At 72.3% G+C, this 20,066-nt stretch carries 19 protein-coding genes; 11 read left to right on the top strand and 8 right to left on the bottom strand.

Annotation, left to right across the window (positions count from 1 at the left end):
* Positions 1–4: 4 nt before the first annotated feature.
* From F4561_RS07805 to F4561_RS07770, 8 genes are all read left to right on the top strand, one after another.
* Positions 5–421 (top strand): hypothetical protein, encoded by a 417-nt coding sequence (locus F4561_RS07805; RefSeq protein ID WP_184576175.1) that lies wholly within the window; start codon positions 5–7, stop codon positions 419–421.
* The gene (locus F4561_RS07800; protein WP_184576173.1) at positions 418–1,974 is read left to right on the top strand and encodes a multicopper oxidase family protein; all 1,557 of its coding nucleotides are present in this window, start codon (positions 418–420) and stop codon (positions 1,972–1,974) included. The genes F4561_RS07805 and F4561_RS07800 overlap by 4 nt, the downstream gene beginning before the upstream one ends.
* 174 nt (positions 1,975–2,148) lie before the next feature.
* Positions 2,149–2,982, top strand: coding sequence for a M55 family metallopeptidase (locus F4561_RS07795; RefSeq protein ID WP_184576171.1), 834 nt, complete (start codon positions 2,149–2,151; stop codon positions 2,980–2,982).
* A 59-nt stretch (positions 2,983–3,041) separates the two neighbouring features.
* Positions 3,042–4,403 (top strand): M20/M25/M40 family metallo-hydrolase, encoded by a 1,362-nt coding sequence (locus F4561_RS07790; protein ID WP_184576169.1) that lies wholly within the window; start codon positions 3,042–3,044, stop codon positions 4,401–4,403.
* A gap of 16 nt (positions 4,404–4,419) precedes the next feature.
* On the top strand, positions 4,420–6,441 hold the full coding sequence (locus F4561_RS33620) for a S9 family peptidase (protein ID WP_184576167.1): 2,022 nt from the start codon (positions 4,420–4,422) through the stop codon (positions 6,439–6,441).
* On the top strand, positions 6,438–7,376 hold the full coding sequence (locus tag F4561_RS07780; RefSeq protein WP_184576165.1) for a S66 peptidase family protein: 939 nt from the start codon (positions 6,438–6,440) through the stop codon (positions 7,374–7,376). Before F4561_RS33620 ends, F4561_RS07780 begins: the two co-directional genes overlap by 4 nt.
* A 179-nt stretch (positions 7,377–7,555) precedes the next feature.
* Positions 7,556–7,933, top strand: a complete 378-nt coding sequence (locus tag F4561_RS07775; RefSeq protein WP_184576163.1) for a hypothetical protein — start codon at positions 7,556–7,558, stop codon at positions 7,931–7,933.
* 72 nt (positions 7,934–8,005) lie between these two features.
* Positions 8,006–8,710: a gamma-glutamyl-gamma-aminobutyrate hydrolase family protein gene (locus F4561_RS07770; RefSeq protein ID WP_184576161.1), complete on the top strand. Its 705-nt coding sequence runs from the start codon at positions 8,006–8,008 to the stop codon at positions 8,708–8,710.
* Between the two features lie 686 nt (positions 8,711–9,396).
* On the opposite strand, the gene F4561_RS07765 is transcribed toward F4561_RS07770, so the two are convergent.
* From F4561_RS07765 to F4561_RS07755, 3 genes are all read right to left on the bottom strand, one after another.
* Positions 9,397–10,242: an alpha/beta hydrolase gene (locus tag F4561_RS07765; protein ID WP_312885182.1), complete on the bottom strand. Its 846-nt coding sequence runs from the start codon at positions 10,240–10,242 to the stop codon at positions 9,397–9,399.
* 50 nt (positions 10,243–10,292) lie between these two features.
* Positions 10,293–10,766 (bottom strand): hypothetical protein, encoded by a 474-nt coding sequence (locus F4561_RS07760; RefSeq protein ID WP_221445401.1) that lies wholly within the window; start codon positions 10,764–10,766, stop codon positions 10,293–10,295.
* Between the two features lie 208 nt (positions 10,767–10,974).
* The gene (locus tag F4561_RS07755; protein WP_184576159.1) at positions 10,975–11,835 is read right to left on the bottom strand and encodes an SAM-dependent methyltransferase; all 861 of its coding nucleotides are present in this window, start codon (positions 11,833–11,835) and stop codon (positions 10,975–10,977) included.
* 408 nt (positions 11,836–12,243) lie between these two features.
* Between F4561_RS07755 and F4561_RS07750 the strand changes: the two genes are divergently transcribed.
* The 3 genes from F4561_RS07750 (at position 12,244) to F4561_RS07740 (ending at position 15,171) form a co-directional block, all read left to right on the top strand.
* Positions 12,244–12,396: a hypothetical protein gene (locus F4561_RS07750; RefSeq protein ID WP_184576158.1), complete on the top strand. Its 153-nt coding sequence runs from the start codon at positions 12,244–12,246 to the stop codon at positions 12,394–12,396.
* Positions 12,397–12,459: 63 nt separating this feature from the next.
* A complete protein-coding gene (locus tag F4561_RS07745; RefSeq protein ID WP_184576156.1) occupies positions 12,460–13,446 on the top strand; it encodes an NAD-dependent epimerase/dehydratase family protein in 987 nt (328 codons plus the stop codon).
* A gap of 246 nt (positions 13,447–13,692) precedes the next feature.
* Positions 13,693–15,171 (top strand): carboxylesterase/lipase family protein, encoded by a 1,479-nt coding sequence (locus F4561_RS07740; protein ID WP_246437161.1) that lies wholly within the window; start codon positions 13,693–13,695, stop codon positions 15,169–15,171.
* A gap of 8 nt (positions 15,172–15,179) precedes the next feature.
* Here the strand turns inward: F4561_RS07740 and F4561_RS07735 are convergent, their stop codons facing one another.
* The 5 genes from F4561_RS07735 to F4561_RS07715 form a co-directional block, all read right to left on the bottom strand.
* Positions 15,180–15,824, bottom strand: coding sequence for an arsenate-mycothiol transferase ArsC (locus tag F4561_RS07735; RefSeq protein WP_184576152.1), 645 nt, complete (start codon positions 15,822–15,824; stop codon positions 15,180–15,182).
* A gap of 196 nt (positions 15,825–16,020) precedes the next feature.
* A complete protein-coding gene (locus tag F4561_RS07730) occupies positions 16,021–17,043 on the bottom strand; it encodes an ABC transporter ATP-binding protein (protein ID WP_184576150.1) in 1,023 nt (340 codons plus the stop codon).
* A complete protein-coding gene (locus tag F4561_RS07725; protein ID WP_184576148.1) occupies positions 17,040–18,113 on the bottom strand; it encodes an ABC transporter ATP-binding protein in 1,074 nt (357 codons plus the stop codon). The genes F4561_RS07730 and F4561_RS07725 overlap by 4 nt, the downstream gene beginning before the upstream one ends.
* Entirely contained in the window at positions 18,110–19,036 is a 927-nt protein-coding gene (locus F4561_RS07720; protein ID WP_184576146.1) for an ABC transporter permease, read from the bottom strand. Before F4561_RS07720 ends, F4561_RS07725 begins: the two co-directional genes overlap by 4 nt.
* The gene (locus F4561_RS07715) at positions 19,033–20,064 is read right to left on the bottom strand and encodes an ABC transporter permease (RefSeq protein WP_312885181.1); all 1,032 of its coding nucleotides are present in this window, start codon (positions 20,062–20,064) and stop codon (positions 19,033–19,035) included. The genes F4561_RS07720 and F4561_RS07715 overlap by 4 nt, the downstream gene beginning before the upstream one ends.
* Between the last annotated feature and the right edge of the window lie 2 nt (positions 20,065–20,066).

Here is a 20,066-nt window from a genome sequence, read left to right as displayed (position 1 = left end):
AGACATGCTAACCAGAAGTCGACTCCGCCACATCTTCGCGCGGCTGTTCCGTGTGCTGGCGTTCCTGGTCGTGGTCGCCTACCTCGGGCAGGCCGTGCTGGCCGGACAGTTCCTGTCGGGCACCTACCCGGCCCTGCGCTGGCACCAGCTCGGGGCCACCGTCTCGGACGTGCTCCTGTTCGTCGCCGTGGCAGTCGGGGCGCTGCTGCGCTGGCAGACCAACGGACGGGCGTGGCCGTTCTGGGCGTCCCTGGGGCTGCTGGTGGCCAACCAGATACAGAACGGAGCCGGGGCCGGCCGGGTGATCTCGCTGCACGTCCCCCTGGGTGCGGCCATGCTCGCCGCTGCCGTCCTCATCGCCGTGCACAGCTCCACGACCGGCCGACTCACCGGGACCACAGAGACGGAGGAGACAGCATGAGCGGGCCCTCACGGCGAACCTTCCTGCTCGGCACCGGCGCCGCGGTCCTCGCGGCCGGTGGTTCCGCGGCCCTCGGCACCACCTTCCGGGGATCCACCTCCACGGGCACGCTGCTGCGCAGCCAGGTCCCGCTCCCGGAGGCGTTCCGCACCCCGCTCACGCTGCCACCGGTGCTTCAGCCCGTCAGCTCCACGACCACCGGAGACGTCTACGAGATCACCCAGAAGGTGGCCACGGCCGAGATCCTCGACGGTGTCAAGACTCAGCTCTGGGGGTACGACGGCCTGGTTCCCGGGCCCACACTCATGACCCGGCGGGGACGGCGGGTCACCGTGCGGCACCGCAACGCGCTCCCCGTACCCACGGTGGTCCACCTGCACGGCGGGCACACACCACCCGAGCACGACGGTTACCCGACCGACCTGATCCTCCCGGTCGACGCCGATGACGCCACCACGGAGCACGGCCACGGCGGGCGCGTGAGCCACGGCGAGCGGGTCTACGAGTACGACAACGACCAGCGCGCCGCCACCCTCTGGTACCACGACCACCGCATGGACTTCACCGGACCGGCTGTCTGGCGCGGCCTCGCCGGCCTCCACATCGTCACCGACGACGAGGAACAGGCCCTGCCCCTGCCGGACGGGGACCGTGATCTGCCACTGGTCCTCATGGACCGCTCCTTCGAAGCCGACGGCTCCCTGGCCTACCCGAGCGTCGACGAGACCCTCACCACCACACCCGGTGTGTCCGAACCCTACGAGGCCGGTGTGCTCGGCGATGTCATCCTCGTCAACTGGACACCGTGGCCCTTCTACGAGGTCGACGCCGTGCGCTACCGCCTGCGGTTCCTGAACGCCTCCAACGCCCGCCGCTTCCGGCTGCGCCTGGACCCCGCCCCCGACGGCGTCACGGAACCGTTCGTCCAGATCGCGTCCGACGGCGGGCTGCTCGCCGCCCCGATCGCCCACCCCCACCTCGACCTCGCGTCCGCCGAACGCCAGGAGGTCGTAGTGGACTTCTCCGGCTACCGGGCGGGCCAGCGCGTGCGGCTGGTCAACGAGTTCGGTGGCGGCTCCACCCGGCGGGTGATGGAGTTCCGTGTCACCCGCACCGCGAGCGACGACTCGACAGTGCCGGACTCGCTGTCCACCGTCGAACCGCTCGACCCCGCAGCGGCCACCGTGGAGCGGGACATGGTGTTCCGTTCCCAGGCCATCGACGGCCAGCGCGGCTGGACCATCAACGGTGAGCCGTTCTCCGTCGACTCCGCGCACGCCGCGCCCAAGCAGGGAGCCGTGGAGATCTGGCACCTGTACGGCGACTTCCACCACCCCATCCACCTGCACCTGGTCCACTTCCAGGTCCTGGGCCGCGGCACCAAGCGCCCGGGCAGGTTCGACCACGGCTGGAAGGACACCCTCGACCTGCGCCCGGCCGAACAGGCCCGGATCATCGCCCGATTCGACGGCCCGAAAGGCACCTACGTGTTCCACTGCCACAACCTCGAACACGAGGACATGATGATGATGGGCAACTTTGAGGTCACCTGAACGGCGACAACAGCACACGTCAGGGGCTCGGGCCCCCTCCGGACGGCCCGCCTCCGCCGGAGGGCCGCGGCGTTGCCGGCCCCGGCCCACAGCACCAGCGATCTCCGCGGCGCCGCCGGGAGGACCAGCGGTGCTCAGCGCGCCAAGGCGGCCAGGGGTTTAGGGTCGGATCCCGTGAGGATCCTTATCTCCGCCGACATGGAGGGCGCGACCGGGGTCACCTGGTCTGCCGACGTCGAGCCGGGCACGGAGCAGTGGCAGCGCTGCCGCCCCATGTTCACCTCGGACGTCAACGCCGCCATCGCGGGGTTCTTCGCCGGCGGTGCCACCGAGGTACTGGTCAATGAGGCGCACGCCACCATGCGCAACCTGCTGCTTGAGCGGTTGGACGCGCGCGCCGCGATGCTCACCGGACGGCACAAGGACCTCTCCATGGTCGAGGGTGTGCAGCGCGGTGACTTCGACGGGGTGGCGTTCCTCGGCTACCACTGCGGCGCCGGGGCCGACGGCGTTCTCGCGCACACCTACCTGCCGAACTCCATCACCGGGGTGTGGCTCGATGACGAGCCCGCGAGCGAAGGGCGCCTCAACGCCCGGGTCGTCGCCGAGTACGGCGCCCCGGTCGTGCTGGTCACCGGGGACGACCGTGCCTGCGAGGACGCCGCGACCTACGCGCCGCGTGCCCGGACAGTGGCCGTCAAGGACCACGTCTCCCGGTACGCCGCGATCTGCCGGCCGCCCGCGCGGACCTTCGATGACATCTCGGCGGGCGCGGAGGCCGCCATGGCGCTCGCCGGCCGGGTCGGACCGGTGCCCCCGAGCCCGATGACCGTGTCCGTGGAGGTCGACTCCGCGCAACTCGCCGGGGCCGCCACACTCGTCCCCGGCGTGCAGCGGACAGCGGAACGGCGTGTGCGCTACACCGCGCCCTCCGCCTATGAAATGATCCGCTGTTTCAAGGCCGTGACAACCATCATCGCCAACGCGGTGGAGTCCACCTACGGGTGAACCGGCCAGCGGCGACAGGCACGGCGGCATCCGCGGCGAACGAGAGCGAGACGCGAGGCGTGGTCAGCGACGAAAGCGCCGATCAACAGATCGTCGACGACGAGGTCATCCGGTTCACCTCCGAGCTCATCCGGATCGACACCACCAACCGCGGTGGTGGTGACGGCCGGGAGCGCCCGGCCGCGGAGTACGTCGCGGAGCGGCTCACCGAGGCCGGTCTGCGTCCGGAACTGCTGGAGTCCGCGCCGGGACGGGCCAATGTGGTCACCCGGGTGAGCGGGACCGACCCCTTGGTGCCGGCCCTGCTGGTGCACGGGCATCTCGACGTCGTGCCCGCCGATCCTGCCCTATGGCGCACGCACCCGTTCTCCGGCGAGGTCCACGACGGGGTGCTGTGGGGCCGCGGCGCGATCGACATGAAGAACGCCGTCGCCATGGTGCTGGCGCTGGTGCGCTCCTGGGCGCGGACCGGGTGGCGGCCCCGCCGCGACGTCGTACTGGCCTTCACCGCCGACGAGGAGGACAGCGCCGCGTACGGCGCGAGCTGGCTGGTGCGCGAGCATGCCGGACTGTTCGCGGGGTGCACCGAGGGGATCGGCGAGTCGGGCGGAGTCACGTTCCACACCGAGACGGCGTCCGGCGCGCCGCTGCGGCTGTACCCCATCGGGGCCGGAGAGCGCGGCACCGCCTGGCTGCGGCTGACGGCCAAGGGCACCGCCGGGCACGGCTCCAAGGTCAACGACGACAACGCGGTGAGCTCCCTGGCCGCGGCGGTCGCCCGCATCGCCGAGCACCGGTGGCCGGTGCGCCTGACCCCCGTCACCCGCGCCGCCATCACCGAGATCGCGGCCGCCGTGGGGGTGGACACCGGTCTCGCCGCGCCGGGGTTCGATCCGGACCGCGACCTCGACGCGGCGCTGGAGCGTCTGGGCAGCGCCGGCTCGCTCGTGCGCCCGACCGTGCGCAACAGCGCCAACCCGACCATGCTCGACGCCGGCTACAAGGTCAACGTGATCCCGGAGTCGGCGACCGCGGGGGTCGACGGCCGGGTGCTCCCGGACGGCGAGGACGAGTTCCGCTCGACCCTGGACGCGCTCACCTCAGACCGCGTTGCCTGGGAATACGTGCACCATTCCGTTCCCCTGGCGGCGCCGGTCGACACCCCGACCTTCGCGGCGATGCGCGCCGCGCTGGTCACCCACGAACCCGACGCCCGCGTGGTGCCGTTCTGCATGTCCGGCGGCACCGACGCGAAACAGTTCGCGGAGCTGGGGATCACCGGGTACGGCTTCGTGCCGTTGCGGCTCCCGCCGTCGTTGGACTACCAGGCGCTGTTTCACGGTGTGGACGAGCGCGTGCCCGTCGACGCGCTGCGGTTCGGCGTGCGTGTCCTCGACCGCTTCCTGACCACCGTCGAATGAGGAAGGATCGCCACCGGTGACCACGCGTCCCCTCCCCTACGGTTCCTGGCCCTCGCCGATCGACGCCGCCGCCGTCGCCCAGCACGAGGCGGCGCCCCGCTGGCCGGCCGCGTTGGCCGAGGAGGTCTGGTGGGCCGAGTCCCGGCCGGCGGAGGGCGGGCGTGTGGCGCTGCGCCGGACCTGGCTCGACCGGCCCGGCGCGGCGGTCGAGACGGTACTGCCCGCGCCGTGGAACGCGCGCACCCGGGTACACGAATACGGCGGCCGTCCCTACGTGCTGACGCGCGGCACCGCCGGACCGGTCGCGGTGTTCAGCGAGTTCGGCGACCAGCGGCTGTACCGCTACTCCCCCGGCGCCGACACCGCTCCCCGCCCTCTCACCCCGGATCCCGATGTCCCGTGCGCCCACCGCTACGCCGAACTCATCGTGGGGCCCGGCGGCGAGGAGGTGTGGTGCGTGCGCGAGGCCCACACCGGCCCCGCACCCACGGACGTCACGCGATCGATCGTGGCGGTCCCGCTGGACGGGTCGGCCGCGGGCGACCCCGACGCGATCCGTACCGTCGCGCGGGACCAGCACTTCCTGGCCTGCCCCCGGCTCTCGCCCGACGGCCGGCGGCTCTCCTGGATCAGTTGGGACCACCCGCACATGCCGTGGGAGGCCACCCTGCTGCGCGTGGCCACCGTGCGCGAGGGCCGCGCCGAGACCGTGCACACGGTCGCCGGCGGCGAGGACGAAGCCGTGGTCCAGGCCGAGTGGATGGACCCGGCGACCCTGTGCTGTGTCACCGACCCCGGTGGGTGGTGGAACCCGCACCAGGTCAGCCTGACCGAGGACGGCGGGGTCGAGCGCGAGCCCGTCAACCTGGTGCGGCGTCCCGAGGAGTTCGGCGGGCCACTGTGGCAGCTCGGGAGCCGTTGGTCGGTGCCGCTGCACGACGGCCGTATCGCCGCCGTGCACGGCCGCGCGAGCACCCGGGTCGGACTGGTGAGCCCGGCCTCGGGGGAGATCGTTGATGCCGCCACCCCGCACACCGAATGGTGGGGCGGCCTCGCTCTCGCCGGAACCGCGGGCGACACCCTCCTGGGGGTCGCCGCCGCGCCCGCGGTCGCCCCCGAGGTGGTCGCGGTCTCGTTGACGGACGGGAGCTGGCGCTCGCTGAGCCGCCCCCGCGGGAGCGGCGAAGCCCGGGACGCCCCCTACGCCCAATGGCTGCCCCGCCCCGAGGCGCGCGTCTTCACCGGCACCGACGAACGCGACGTGCACGCCAACGTCTACCCGCCGCACAATCCCGAGCACAGCGCACCGCGGAACGAGCGTCCGCCGTATGTGGTGTGGGTGCACGGCGGGCCGACGGGACGTGCCCCGATGATCCATGACCTGGAGGTCGCCTACTTCACCAGCCGCGGCATCGGGGTGGTGGCGGTGAACTACGGGGGGTCGACCGGGTTCGGCCGCGCCTACCGGGAGCGGCTGCGCGCCAACTGGGGCATCGTCGACGTGCAGGACTGCGTCTCCGTGGCGCGGGCGCTGGTCGAGGAGGGCGCGGCGGACCCGGCGCGGCTGGCCATCCGGGGCGGCAGCGCGGGCGGCTGGACCGCGGCGGTGGCGCTGACCGGAACCAGCACCTTCCGGTGCGGCACCATCAAGTTCCCGGTGCTGGACCTGGTCGGGTGGCGCACCGGCGAGACGCACGACTTCGAGTCGAGGTACCTGGAGAGTCTGGTCGGCCCGTGGCCGCAGACCAAGCAGCGCTACGAGGACCGCTCCCCCGTCAGGCGGGCCGAGTCGATCACCGCCCCGTTCGTCCTGCTGCAGGGCCTGGAGGACGAGATCTGCCCACCCGTGCAGTGCGAGCGTTTCCTGGAGCGGCTGCGGGGCCGCGGAATCCCGCACGCCTACCTCGCCTTCGAGGGCGAGCAGCACGGTTTCCGCCTGGAGTCCACAATCCGCGCGGCACTGCACGCCGAGCTGTCGCTGTACGCACAGGTGTTCGGGTTCACCACAAACACCCCGACCGTGGAGCTGCGCCCGTGAGCGAGGCCACCACAGCGCACCGGCCGGGCCGGCTGCGTCCGGGCGACCGGGTCTCGGTGGCGGCACCGTGCAGCCCGGCGCCGCCGGGGCGGCTCGACGCGGCGCTGCGCGTACTGCGCCGCTGGGGGCTGGAGCCGGTTCTCGCCCCGCACGTCCGGGACCGCCACCCCAAACTGCGCTATCTCGCCGGAACCGACGACGCGCGCGCAGCCGGGCTGCGGCAGGCGTGGCTCGATCCGGACACCGCGGCGGTGCTGTGCGCTCGCGGCGGCGACGGCGCGCACCGCACGCTGGACCTGCTGGACTTCGCCGAGCTCCGACGCGCCCAGCGCAAGATCCTCGTGGGGTTCAGCGACATCACGGCGCTGCACGAGGCCTTCTCCCGCGAGCTGGGGGTGGTCACACTGCACGGTCCGGTGGTGGCCAGCCAGTACTTCGTGGACGACCCCGTGGCCGCCGAGGAGCTGCGCTCGACCCTGTTCGAGCCCGAGTCGCGACCGCGGCTGACCTCACCGAAGGCCGAGCCCCTGATCGGCGGCACCGCGCGCGGCGTGACCATCGGCGGCAACCTCAGTTTGCTCAATGACGGCCTGATGGCGCCGTTCAGCCGCCCGTCAGCCGAGGGCGGGCTCGTCCTGCTGGAGGACATCGGTGAGGACATCTCACGGGTGGACCGGATGCTCACGCACCTGCTGCGCAGCGGGTGGCTGCGGGGCGCCGCCGGAGTGTTGCTGGGGTCGTGGACGGACTGCCCACCGGGGCCCAGGGCAGTCCGGGAGCTGATGGCCGAGCGGCTGCGCCCACTCGGGATCCCGGCCGTCTGGGGGCTCAACTTCGGCCACTGCCAAGGTCAGCTCACGATCCCGCTTGGGGTGCGGGCCACCCTTGACGCCGACTCCGCGACACTCATCCTGGACCAGCCGGCGCTCCGGTGAGCGAGGCGCGACCGCGGAACCGGCCGGACGCAGCGGGCACCGCACGCCCCGTTCCACGTGTCCGCGCCCGGCCTTAACCCGATTCCCACCGAACTCGAACCTCGGGACTGTACGGCTCTCGTGCGTTCCTCGCATACTCGAATGGAGAGGACGGGGCTCGTAGGCAAGGGGGGAACACGATGGTGACGATCTCGGCACCGCACCGCGGCACTTGGGGAGCGCGCCCGGCCGGAAACCAGACCACGCTCGACCATCACTCATGGTCCGGGTTGCGGCGCGCCATGTACGTCGCCCGCGGCGTGCTCGGCGCCCTGTTCGCCGCCGAGCTGGTCCTCCCTGAGGCCGAGCCGGACCAGGTTCATCTCCTGCTCACCGAGGTGGGCCACCTGGACCCGGCGGCATCGGCGGCGGATCGCCGTGCCGCGCTGGTGGCGTTCCAACAGGCGGCCGGCATACCCGCGCACGGCGTGGCCGACGGCCGCACGGTCTCGGCGCTGGTCAAGGCCGCGCGAGAGCTGTGGGAGCTACGCGACCTGGGACTGGCGCCCATGCCCTAGAGTCGGCGGTCCGCGGCCCGGGAGCCCTGCCGCGACGGGCTCCCGGTCATTCCCGTAACGGGAGAGGAGAACATGACGCGACCGGTTGTCGGTGTCTCGGTCTACAACGAACGGGCGCGGTGGGGCGAGGCGTGGGACCTGCCCGCCGCGTTGCTCCCATGGGCCTATGTGGAGTCGGTGGCCGCCACGGGCGCGGCGCCGGTGCTGCTGCCACCGGTCCAGGGGACCGCCGCGGCCGTGCCCCGGCTGGACGCGCTGGTCCTGGCTGGCGGCGGGGACATCGATCCCGGGCGCTACGGCTGCCCCACCGCCCCGCGTACGGCGGGCGTGCGGCCCGAGCGCGACACAGCCGAGATCGACCTGCTCACCGCGGCGCTCGACCTCGGTATCCCGGTGCTGGGTATCTGCCGCGGCATGCAGCTCCTCAACATCGTCCGCGGCGGCACGCTCGCGCAGCACCTGCCCGACATCGTGGGGTCGAGCCGGCACCGGCAGCGGACCGGGGTCTTCGACAGCCACCCGGTCACCGTCGCCCCGCATACCCGCACCGCCGAGATCCTCGGCCGCGCGGAACTGGACGTGCCCACCTACCACCACCAGGGGCTGGCGGAGCTCGGCACCGGTGTCGTCGCCACCGCCTGGGCCCACGACGGGGTCGTCGAGGCGATCGAGTACGAGGACGTTCCCGGCGTGGTCGGGGTGCAGTGGCACCCCGAGATGGGGGAGGACCCGGGCATGTTCGCTTGGCTGACGGACCACGTCCCCAGCCTGCCCTGACGGGGAGACTGTGCGGTGATCTTGCGGATTTCGTTCCTTCCCGAGAGCGTGGAGTTTCGGTGTTGTGGGGTGGTGGGGTGGGAAGGCGCCCGGTTTGGTGCCCATCGCCGCGGTGGGCACGTGGTGCGGCGTCCGACGAGGGCGGCGAGGACGGTGGATGGGCCGGCCCTCGATGGTCGCAACGGGTGCCCGAGGGTGGCGCGCCCGACGACCGGGGGCCTGGCCCGCGGCCGGGCCCCATCGGTCGTGGCCGCGGCACCAGACTTCGGGCGAAACACGGCACACCGGTCAGGTGTGGATGCGGGGTCCGCACCGAGGGTGACCGTGCGGACATATTCAGCGCCGAGAATGTCCCCACGGTCACCCTCGGCGAGCGCCCCGCCGCCGGGCGGGAGCACCGGCGCCCGCACAGGGGCGACTCCCACCGGGCCGGCGGGCCTTCGCCGCCCTCGTCGGGGCGCCACCACCGGGCACCCGGAGCGACCACCGCGGGCTGGCCCATCTGGCGCCATCGCCGCCTCCGTTGCGCGCGCACCCACCGCCACCGCACTGATCACCACCACCCCCAACCATCCGGCTCCTCGCCGCCGTTGCCGAGCCTCGCACATGCGGTTGGCACACCCACGAAACCCCACTCGCGTTCGTAGGAACACTCTTCCCACGATCACCGCTACTGCTCCGCACGCTCAACGCACGTGGTCGCCCAGGCGCGCCACCGCGGAGACCACCTCCGGGCCGTTGAACATCTGGGCGTCGTTGTGGTCGGCTCCGCTGATCACGACCTCCTCGAACAGCTCGCCGGCCACCGCGGCGACCTCGCGGCTCTCCGCCGGCGGGATGATCGTGTCGCTGTCGCCGTAGATCACCGTGGTGGGCACCGACATGTCCCGGACCTGGTCGGCCACTGGGTACTGGTCCCACAGCAGGAGGCGCAGCGGCACGAACGGGTAGTGGTGCCGCCCGGCGCTCGCCAGGTCGGTGAAGGGCGACCGCAGCACGAGCCCCGCCGGCGGGTGGTCGGTGGCCAGCCCGGCCACGACGCCGGTTCCGATGCTCTCACCGAAGTAGATGGTCCGCTCGGGTGGGAAGCCCAGCTCCGTGTCGAGCGCGGCCCGGGCGGCACGGGCGTCCCGGGACAGTCCTTCCTCGCTCGGGCTTCCGGGGTTCGCTCCGTACCCGCGGTAGTCGAAGAGCAGGACGGCGAACCCCTCGTTGGCGAGCGCGGTGGCAAGGGGCGCCCGCGATGCGCGGTTGCCCGAGTTGCCGTTGGCGACCAGCACCGCGATCTCCCGGTCGTCGCCCCGCGCCGGGACGAACCAGGCGCCCAGCTCGACGCCGTCCGCTGTCCGCAGCGTGAGGTCCCGCGCCCCCTCGATCCGCTCCCCGGCCGGTGGGACGGAAGCGTCGTCGGGCAGGTAGATGATCCGCCGCTGGAAGCCCCACAGGAGCCCGCCAAGCACCACCACGATCGCCACCAGGATGACGGCCCCGCGCAGCAGCAACGACCACCCACTCGCGACCTCCGGGCTCACCACGGTCTCCTTCCCATGGCACGCGGGAGATTCGCCCCGCGGCGCCGCGTCTAGGGAACCTCCACTGTCTCTGTAGCGCCGCCGTAGCCGTGTTCGGAGTCGCGTCCCTCGACCACGACCTCGTCGACGCCGTCGGGAATCCGCACGCCGGACTGCGTCCGGGTGAACGGCTGCTCGTTCTGGTGGTCGTGCGCGAGCTCGTGCTCGCCGTAGACGGTGTCATCGGGCCCCTTGACCCGCCAGCCGTCGGCGTAGCGCTCGGGGGTGTCGTAGGGCGAGCTGATGGTGACCGCGAGGTCGACCGTGCCGCCCGATCCTTCCTCGACCTCCACCTCGCGGACATCCGGGTAGCGCTGGTCGGCGTGCTCGCTGGAACCGTCACTGGCTTCCGCGCCGGCATCCTCCGGCACATCGCCGTAGCACCCGGCCAGCACGAGGCCGGCCGCGGCGACCACGCCGATGCGGGCCGCCGCGGCTCCCCTGCGCCGCCCGATCGGCGACGGTGGTTCCGGAGCCGACGGCACGGCCGCTCCGCGGAGGCCACCGCGCCCCGATCGCTCTGCCGTCAAGGAGGACATCGCCACCCCGTCGTACTCGCCGCGCGGGTGGCCACCCGCGGCTCGCTGGCCGTGGCGCGGGTGGCCAACCGATTCGCCTGTGCTGCTGAGACTAACGGATCCCGGTCCGCGGGAATCGCCCGGCGCCGGCTGCCGCGGGCCGCGGCAGCCGGCGTTACCGCTTGAAACCGATTCCCGCCATCTGGGTGCGCTCGTAGGACTTCAGCTCCTCGAACGGACGCACGGGCGCGTCGGGGTCCTCGGGGTACCACTGCGCCAGGTACTGCAGGCCCGGCGGGACGAGATCCAGCCCGACGAAGTGCTCGTGCAACTGCTCAACGGGGCGGATCCAGCCTTTGCCGAGAGCGGCCACGCACCCCCGCTCCAGCGCCTCCTGGGCCGGGTCGCCGGTGTCGGGCCAGGTGGTGATGAACAGGCAGCTTCCCGCCGGCAGCGCGTCGACAAGCTCGGCAATCAGGTCGTTGGGCCCCTCATCGTCCCGGAAGAGCATGATCATCCCGACGATCATCAGCCCGATCGGCCGGTTGAAGTCGAGCATCCGTTGCGTGTCGGGGTGGTTCAGGATGCTCTTCGGGTCGTACAGGTCCGCGGTGACGACAGTGGTCGTGTCGTTGGTCGCCAGCAGGGCGCGGCCGTGCGCCAGCACGATCGGGTCGTTGTCGACGTAGACCACCCGGGCGTTCGGGTTGATCTCCTGGGCGGCCTCGTGCGTGTTGCGCTCGGTCGGCAACCCGCTGCCGACGTCGAGGAACTGGTCGATCCCGGCCGCACGGGCCATGTACTGCACCCCGCGGATCAGGGCGTTCCGGTTGTCCCACCCGGCCTCGTACGCCTCGGGAATCTGCTCCGCGAAGAGGACAGCCGCGTCGCGGTCGATCTGGAAGTTGTCCTTGCCACCGAGAAGCGCGTCGTAGACACGGGCGGTGGCCGGGACCGTGAGATCGATCTCGGGAGGCAGCGTGGGGTTCTCGTCAGGCTGGTTTCCGGAGTGGGAAGTGTCGCCGGTAGCGCTCATCCGGGAGACCCCTTCACGTTCTTGGGGGAAGACTGGTGCGGACATCGTATGCCGCCAAGCCCGCCGAATGCGCGGTTCCACCGAATCCCGGACACCTCTTCGTCGTGTCGCGCCGGCGCTCTCCGCCCGCCAGGTGGCTCCACCAGCACGCGCGCACGGCCCCTAGCCTGGCATAAGGGCCGGCGTCGCTGGTCATCGCACGCAGCCGCGCGTTACGTGCCCCCTGGCCGGCCTGCGGCGCGCGGCCGGAGGTGGCCACGCCGAAGCCGACCGGACCGTGCTGCGGCCACACCTTGACTAAACCGAACGGTATACCTAGCATTGGGCACCAGGTAAACAAACCGGTATAGATACCGAATGTCCAGGGGGATCACGATGCGGAACATAATGCGGCGCACAATCTCGGCGGTGGCGAGGTGGCTGGATGAGGTCGACCACGGGCTCGCCGCCATGCGCGGCGACCCGGACGGGCGGGACACCCAGGCGTGGATCCGGTCCGCCGCCACCGCCCCAACGGAGCGCGGCTGGCCGCCCCGGACGAGTGGCACTCGCCACAGCTGAGCGGAGGCGGACCACGGCCGCGAAATTGCCGCGCGCTCCGCGCGTGCCATACATTGCGTGGCTGTGACAGGCGAACGCATCTTGGTGACCGGAAGCGCGGGGCATCTCGGAGAGGCTCTGGTGCGCGAGCTTCGAGCCGACGGCTACGACGTCGTGGGGCTCGACATCCTCGACTCTCCCTGCACCACGGTCACGGGTTCGGTGACCGACCGCGCTCTGGTCCGCCGCTGCTTGGCCGGGGTGACCGGTGTGCTGCACACCGCCACCCTGCACAAGCCGCACGTCGGCACGCACGACCGGCAGGCGTTCGTCGACACCAACATCACGGGCACCCTGACCCTGCTGGAGGAGGCCGCCGCGGCCGGCGTGGCCAGCTTCGTGTTCAGCAGCACCACGAGCGCATTCGGGCGCGCCCTCACGCCGGGCCCGGGCGAGCCGGCCGCGTGGGTGACCGAGGACGTCGCCCCTCTCCCTCGCAACGTCTACGGCGCCACGAAGGTCGCGGCGGAGGACCTGTGCGAACTCCTCCACCGCGACCACGGCCTACCCGTGGTGGTCCTGCGCGTCTCGCGCTTCTTCCCTGAGGGCGACGACCGCGACGACGTGCGCGCGACCTACGCCGACGGCAATATCAAGGCCAACGAGTTCCTGTACCGCCGGGTCGACATCCAGGACGCCGCCGACGCCCACCGCGCCGCGCTGCGCCGCGCTCCGGAGCTCGGTTTCGGCCGGTACATCATCAGCGCGACCACCCCGTTCACCCGCGAGGACCTCCCCGAACTGCGGAACGACGCGCCATCGGTGCTCGCCCGGCTGTTCCCCGACCAGAAGGACATCTACGCCCGCGCCGGATGGTCGATGTTCCCCAGCCTCGACCGCGTCTACGTCAACGACCGGGCCCGCGCCGATCTCGGCTGGACCCCGCGCTACGGCTTCCGGCACATCCTGGACCGGGTCGACGCCGGCGAGGACCCGCGCAGCCCGTTGGCCCGGACGATCGGAGCCAAGGGCTACCACGACCGCCCCACGGGCCCCTATACGGCCCGGTGACCGCGCGGGACCTTCCAGGGACCGGAGCACCCGCCGCCGGGCGGTCCGGCCCGGCGAGGCGGTCCGCGATCACCCCGTGACGCTCCGATTGGTCAGCGCGCCCACCCCCTCGGATTCCGCGACGATCCCTTCTCCGCGTTCCCGGGCCGCTGCCGGGTGCGCGGCATTTTCGGTGTATGACCGGATATGCTGCCACAGTGCCCCGGGCGTGCCCGGGGCTGCGATATGTCGGGGAGTGGATTGCGTATGGACCGCACAGTAAGCACCAGTGGAGGTGCTGTTCGGGGCGTTGCCGCCGATGGCGGTGTCACGGTCTACCGGGGGATCCCCTACGCTGCGCCGCCCATTGAGGACGCCCGGTTCCGGGCACCGGCCGCTCCCGCGGCCTGGGACGGCGTGCGCGACGCCAGCCGGTTCGGCCCGATATCGCCGCAGGCACCGTCGCTGCCCGGCACCCCGCCCTGGTCGCCGCAGGACGGCGCGGACATCCTTACCGTGAACGTGTGGGCGCCGAAGCGGCGCCCGGAACCGCGCCCCGTTCTGGTGTGGATCCACGGTGGGGCGTACCAGTTCGGAGCCTCGTCCGACCCGCTCTACGAGGCGACCGAGCTCGCCCGTGCGGGTCTCGTCGTGGTCTCCATGAACTACCGCGTGGGGTTCGAGGGCTTCGGCCATGTCCCCGGCTGCCCCGACAACAGAGGGCTGCTCGACCAGGTCGCCGCCCTGGAATGGGTGCGCGAGAACATCGCGGCGTTCGGCGGCGACCCGGAGAACGTCACCGTCGCCGGGCAGTCCGCGGGCGCGGGCTCGGTGGTCTCGCTACTCACCATGCCGGCCGCGCACGGGCTGTTCCGGCGCGCCATCGCCTACAGCGTGCCCCACGACTTCATCTCCCCGGAGTCCGCCGGTGAGGTCTCGGAGCGGATCAGCGCGATGACCGGTGTGCCGCTCACCCGCGAGGCCCTCGCCGCGATCCCGCCCGAAGTGCTCATCGAGGCGACCGTGAAACTCGGCGCGCAGTTCCGGCAGGACCCCACTGCCGGCTTCCGCCACTACGCCACCATGCCCTACGTGCCGGTTATCGACGGCGAGGTGCTGCCGGGCGCCCCTTTGCACGCGATCGCCGCGGGCGCCACCCGCGACGTCGACCTGATGGTCTGCCACACGATGCACGAGTGGCGGCTGTTCACCGCTCTCGGCACCGTTCCCGTGGTCAGCGACGAGGAAGGGCTGGAGCACGCCGCCGCGGCGTTCGGCCTGCCGGCCGGTTCCGTCGAGGGCTACCGCGAGCTGGTCCCCGACGCCCCCGTAACCGCCCTCTTCCAGGCGATCGTCAGTGACGGCATGTTCACCGAGTACACCACGCGGATCGCCGAGGAGCACGCCCGCGCGGGCGGCCGGGCGCACCTGTCGCGTTTCGCCTGGGAGAGCCCGGCGATGGAGGGCACCCTGCGCTCCTGCCACGCGCTGGATCTGCCGTTCGTGTTCGGCACCTTCGACAGCCCGTCGGGGAAGCTCTTCCTGGACGGGTCCCCGTCGGGGGAACAGCGGGAACTGTCCCGCCGGATGGTCCGCGCGTGGGCGGACTTCGCCGCCACCGGCGAGCCGGGGTGGACCGCGGTCACACCCGACTCCACACCGGTGCGGATCTGGGACACCCCCGAAAGCGTCCAAGAGGAGGACCGCACCGGCGTCCGGGCACTGTGGCGCGGCGTGGCCTTCTGACTCGCGGCCTAGTCCGCGCGCAGCTCGGCGGCCAGTTTGCGGACCCGGACGTCGATGGCGTTGCGGATGGCGCGGACCTCGTTCAGTGAGCGTCCGAGGGGGTCCGAGACGTTCCAGTCGAGGTAGCGCTTGCCGGGGTAGACCGGGCAGGCGTCCCCGCAGCCCATGGTGACGACCACGTCCGCAGCCTGGACAACGGCGTCGGTGAGCGGCTTGGGGTAGTCCTCGTCGAGGTCCGCCCCGAGCTCCTGGACGGCCCGGGCCACGGTCGGGTCGAACCCGCCGGCCGGGGCGGACCCCGCGGAGCGGACGTTGACCAGCTCGCCGGCCAGGTGCCGGAGCAGGGCCGCCGCTATCTGGGACCGCCCCGCGTTGTGGTCGCACACGAACAGCACCTCGTAGCGGGGCTTGGGCAGCCGGCCCTGGACCTGGGCAACCGCGGTGAGCTGCTCGGTGGCGAACCGCTCGGTGACCACCGCCAGGTGCGTCGTGACGTGCGCGGTCCGGGTCAGGGCCCGATAGGCGTCGCGCACGTGCCGGTGGACGGTCTGCTCGGAGAAGACCCCGGTGAACCGGGCGGCGGTGCGCTGGGCGATCCGGTCCAGGACCGCGTCGTCGGAGAGCAGCCCGGGCAGTGCTGGGTTCGGGTCCATCGTCTGCTCCCCTTCGCTCCAACGACCAGTGAGGACATTAATATCAGGATATGTTGATGTGTGTCGACTGGCTCGCCGCTCGGACGGCAGGGGGCGGGCCGGACACGACGGTGCGGGCACAAGCCCACTCGTCGGGTGGACGGCCCGGCGGTGCGCCGGGCCGTCCACCCGACGACCAACGCGGCGGGCGGCCGCGCTACAGAGTGCTGGCGTTCGCCCAGTGGCAGGCCACCTGGGCCGCGGTACCGCCGTCGAGGACGCCGGGGTCCTCGCCGCGGCAGCGCTCGGCCACCCCGTCCGCCTGTCCCGAGGCCAGCACCTGGCACCGGGCGTGGAACCGGCACCCGCCGGGGATGCGGGTGGGGTCCGGAGGCTCGCCAGCGAGGACGACCGGCGAGGTCGCGCCGCTCTCGGGCAGCACCGACAGCAGCGCCTGCGTGTAGGGGTGCCGCGGCGCGGTGAGCACGTCCTCGACGGTGCCGGCCTCCACGACCCGCCCCAGGTACATCACGGCCACCCGGTCGGCGATGTTCCACGCCAGGCCCAGGTCGTGCGTCACCACCAGCGCGGACAACCCGAGCTCGGATCGGAGCTGGAGCAGCAGACGCAGGATCTCCCCGCGGACCGAGGCGTCCAGCGACGCCACCGGCTCGTCGGCGATGATGGCCTGGGGTTCGAGCACCAGCGCGCCCGCGATCACGACGCGCTGGCGCTGCCCGCCGGACAGCTCGTGCGGGTAGCTCAGGAAGAAGCGTTCGGGCGGGCGCAACCCGCAGCGCGACAGCGCCCGGGACACCCGGTCGCGCTCGTCGGGCGTGTGCCCCTCGTGCACCCGGATCCCCTCGGCCACCGCGTCGTAGACCGTGTGCTTGGGGTTCAGCGCCCCGGTGGGGTCCTGCAGCACCAGTTGCACCCGCCGCCGGTACGCGCGAAGCGCGCGCATCGCGTAGCGCAGCGGCTCGCCCTCGAACACCACCCGGCCCGCACTCGGCCGCTCCAGGCCGAGGAGGGCGCGGGCGAGCGTGGACTTGCCGCACCCGGACTCACCGACCAGGGCGACGATCTCCCCCGGGTACACGTCGAGATCGACGCCGTCGACAGCGCGGGCCGAGGCCCGGGTCCCGCGTCCGGTGAACGCCACGTGCAGCCCCTGTGCGCTGAGCACCGGCGTGCCCGCGGCCGGGCGCGCGGCCGGCGGCTGGTCGGCGTGCGCGGTCATGGCTGCGCCCCGCTTTCCTGGGTCGGGAGGACATCGTCGGAGCCCGGCGGTTCCGCCTCGGCGCCTACGGTGTCCGCGTTCTCTGGTGCGTTGTCGCCGAGGACCCGCACACATGCCGCCGACCTCCCGGCGCCGCCCTCGTTGCCGCCGGCCACCGGCCACAGCACGGGGTCGACCGCCGAGCAGCGGTGCTCGGCGACCGCGCAGCGCGGCCGGAACGAGCACCCCTCCGGCAGGTCGGCCGGGTCGGGCGGGTCGCCCGCGAGGCCGTGCGGGGCGCGGCGCGACGCGGGGTCGCCGATCCTCGGGAAGGCCGCGCTGAGGGCCGCGGCATAGGGGTGGCGCGGGTCGTCGTAGACCGCGCTGGCGGGCCCCTCCTCGACGACCCGTCCCGCGTACATCACCGCGAGGCGGTCGCAGGTCTCGGCGAGCACCGACAGGTCGTGGCTGATCATCATCATGCTGATCCCGTGCTCGGCCACGAGCCGGTCGATGAGCCGCAGGATCTGCGCCTGGATCATGACGTCGAGCGCGGTCGTCGGTTCGTCGGCGATCACCAGTCGCGGCTCGCAGGCCAGTGCCATGGCGATCATCACGCGCTGGCGCTGCCCGCCGGACAGCTCGTGCGGGTAGGCCCGCGCGCGCCACGGTGGCAGGCCGACCTGGTCCAGCAGCTCGCCAACCCGCTGGGAGACCCGGTCCGGCGGGGCACTCCCGTGCAGCCGGATGGGCTCGGCGATCTGGTCGCCGACGCGGCGGACGGCGTTCAGCGAGTGCATCGCCCCCTGGAAGACGATCGACGCACCCGCCCAGCGCACCGCGCGCAGCCGGCCCCACCGCATGGTGAGCACGTCCTCGCCGTCGAGCAGGACCCGCCCCTGGATCCTGGCCGATTTCGGCAGCAGCCGCAGTAGCGCGAGCGCCACCGTGGACTTGCCGCACCCGGACTCGCCGGCCACCCCGAGCTTGCGCCCCGGAGCCAGGCCGAAGGCCACCCCGCGTACTGCCGGGACCTCGCCCTTGCCCGTGCGGTAACTGACATGCAGGTCGTCGACTTCCAGGTAGTTCACCGCCGCTCCCGCAGCCTCGGGTTGAGCACACCTTCGAGCGCGCGCCCGCACAACGTGAAGGACAGCGCGACCAGCGCGATGGCCAGGCCCGGCGGAATCATGTACCACCAGATCCCGGAGCTGACCGCGCCGGCGTTGCGGGCGTCCTGCAGGATCCCGCCCCACGAGATCGTGCCGGGGTCGCCGAGCCCGAGGAAGGCCAGTGTCGACTCCATGATGATGGCCTCCGCGACCAGCAGCGTGGTCTGCGCCAGCACGACCGGCATCACGTTCGGCAGCACGTGCCGCGTCATGACGTGCCCGTGGCCGCCGCCGAGCGCCCGCGCCCGCTCGATGAACGGGCGCGCCTCGACCGCGAGCGTCTGCGCCCGGACCAACCGGGCGGTAACGGGCCAGGCGGTGACGCCGATCGCGATGATGATGGTCAGCGTGCTTCGGCTCAGCACCGCGGCGAGCGCGATGGCCATCACGAGCGCCGGGAGCACCATGAACCAGTCGGTGACGCGCATGAGGATGTTCGCGCCCACTCCGCCGAAGTGTCCGGCGACGATGCCGATCAGGGTGCCCAGGGCGACCGACACGAACGTGGCCAGGAACCCGACCGCGAGCGAGATCCGCGCGCCCCACACCACCAGTTCGAGCACGGAACGCCCGAAGGCGTCGGTGCCGAGCGGGTACTCGGCGCTGGGCGGTTGGAAGCGCCCGCCGGGGGCGTCGGTGAGGCTGAGCCCGGCCTGGTCTATGAACAGCGGAGCGCTCAGGGCGATCGCCCCGATCAGCAGTAGCCCGCCCAGGCCCCACAGCCCGGCCCGGTTGCGGGCGTACTGCCGGCAGAACCCGGCGAAGGCGCGGCGGCGGCGCTCCCAGGCCAGCGCGCGGGCGGAGGCGGGGACGCCTTCGGGGACCGGCCGCTGCCCGCTCATGTCCGCACCCGCGGGTCCAGCAGGGGGTACACCAGGTCAGCGAGGAGGTTCATGATGATCACCGCGCTCGCGAAGAAGACGAACAGGGCCTGGACGAGTGGGAGGTCGGGCACCCGCAGTCCTTCATAGAACAGCGAGCCGAGCCCGGGCCAGGAGAACACGGTCTCGATCAGGATGACACCGCTGACCACCCGGCCCAGGTTGAGGAAGATCAGGGTCACCGTGGGCAACAGGGCGTTGGGGGCCGCGTGGCGGCGCAGTACGAGGGCGTCGCGCAACCCCTTGGCGCGGGCCGTGGTGAGGTAGTCGGAACCGGCCTCGTCGAGCATGGAGGAACGCATGATCATCAGGTACTGCGCGTAGACCACGGCGACCATCGTGGCCACGGGCAGCACCAGGTGGTGCACGACGTCCAGGGTGACGGCGAAAGCGCCGTCGACACCGGGGGTCACCATGCCGCCCGTCGGGAACAGCCCGGGCAGCCAGCCCACACCGGAGGCCAGCACGACGATGAGCAGCAGGCCCAGCCAGAACGACGGCACCGAGAACAGGAACAGTGCCACGGCGGTGTTGGCGCGGTCGCCCACCGACCCCGGGCGCCATCCCGAGCGGATGCCCAGGGTCACCCCGAGCAACGCGGCGATCAACGTCCCGGTGCCCGCGAGCAGCACGGTGGGGCCGATCGCGCCGGCGATGAGCTCGGAGACCGGGACCCGGAACTGGTAGGAGACTCCGAAGTCGAACCGGAGAAGCCCGGCGCAGTAGTCGAGGAACTGCTGCCACAGCGGCTGGTCCAGACCGAACTGGCGGCGCAGCTCCGCCTTCTGCTCCACGGTGACCTCGCGCCCGGTGGTCATCGCGCGCACCGGGTCGCCCGGCAGGATCCGGAAGAGGAAGAAGCTGGTGACCAGCACGGCGACCAGCGACACCACCGCCGTGAGCAGTCGTCCACCCACGTAACGGAGTATCCGGATCCTGCGGGCTCGGCCGGGATCGGTTCGCCCAGCGGCGGTGGCGGTCTGCGTCACGT

Source organism: Lipingzhangella halophila (assembly GCF_014203805.1).
GTDB classification, from domain to species: Bacteria; Actinomycetota; Actinomycetes; order Streptosporangiales; family Streptosporangiaceae; genus Lipingzhangella; species Lipingzhangella halophila.
The sequence above is the reverse complement of the archived record's forward strand: the minus strand, read 5'-3'. Positions and strand labels throughout refer to the sequence as shown.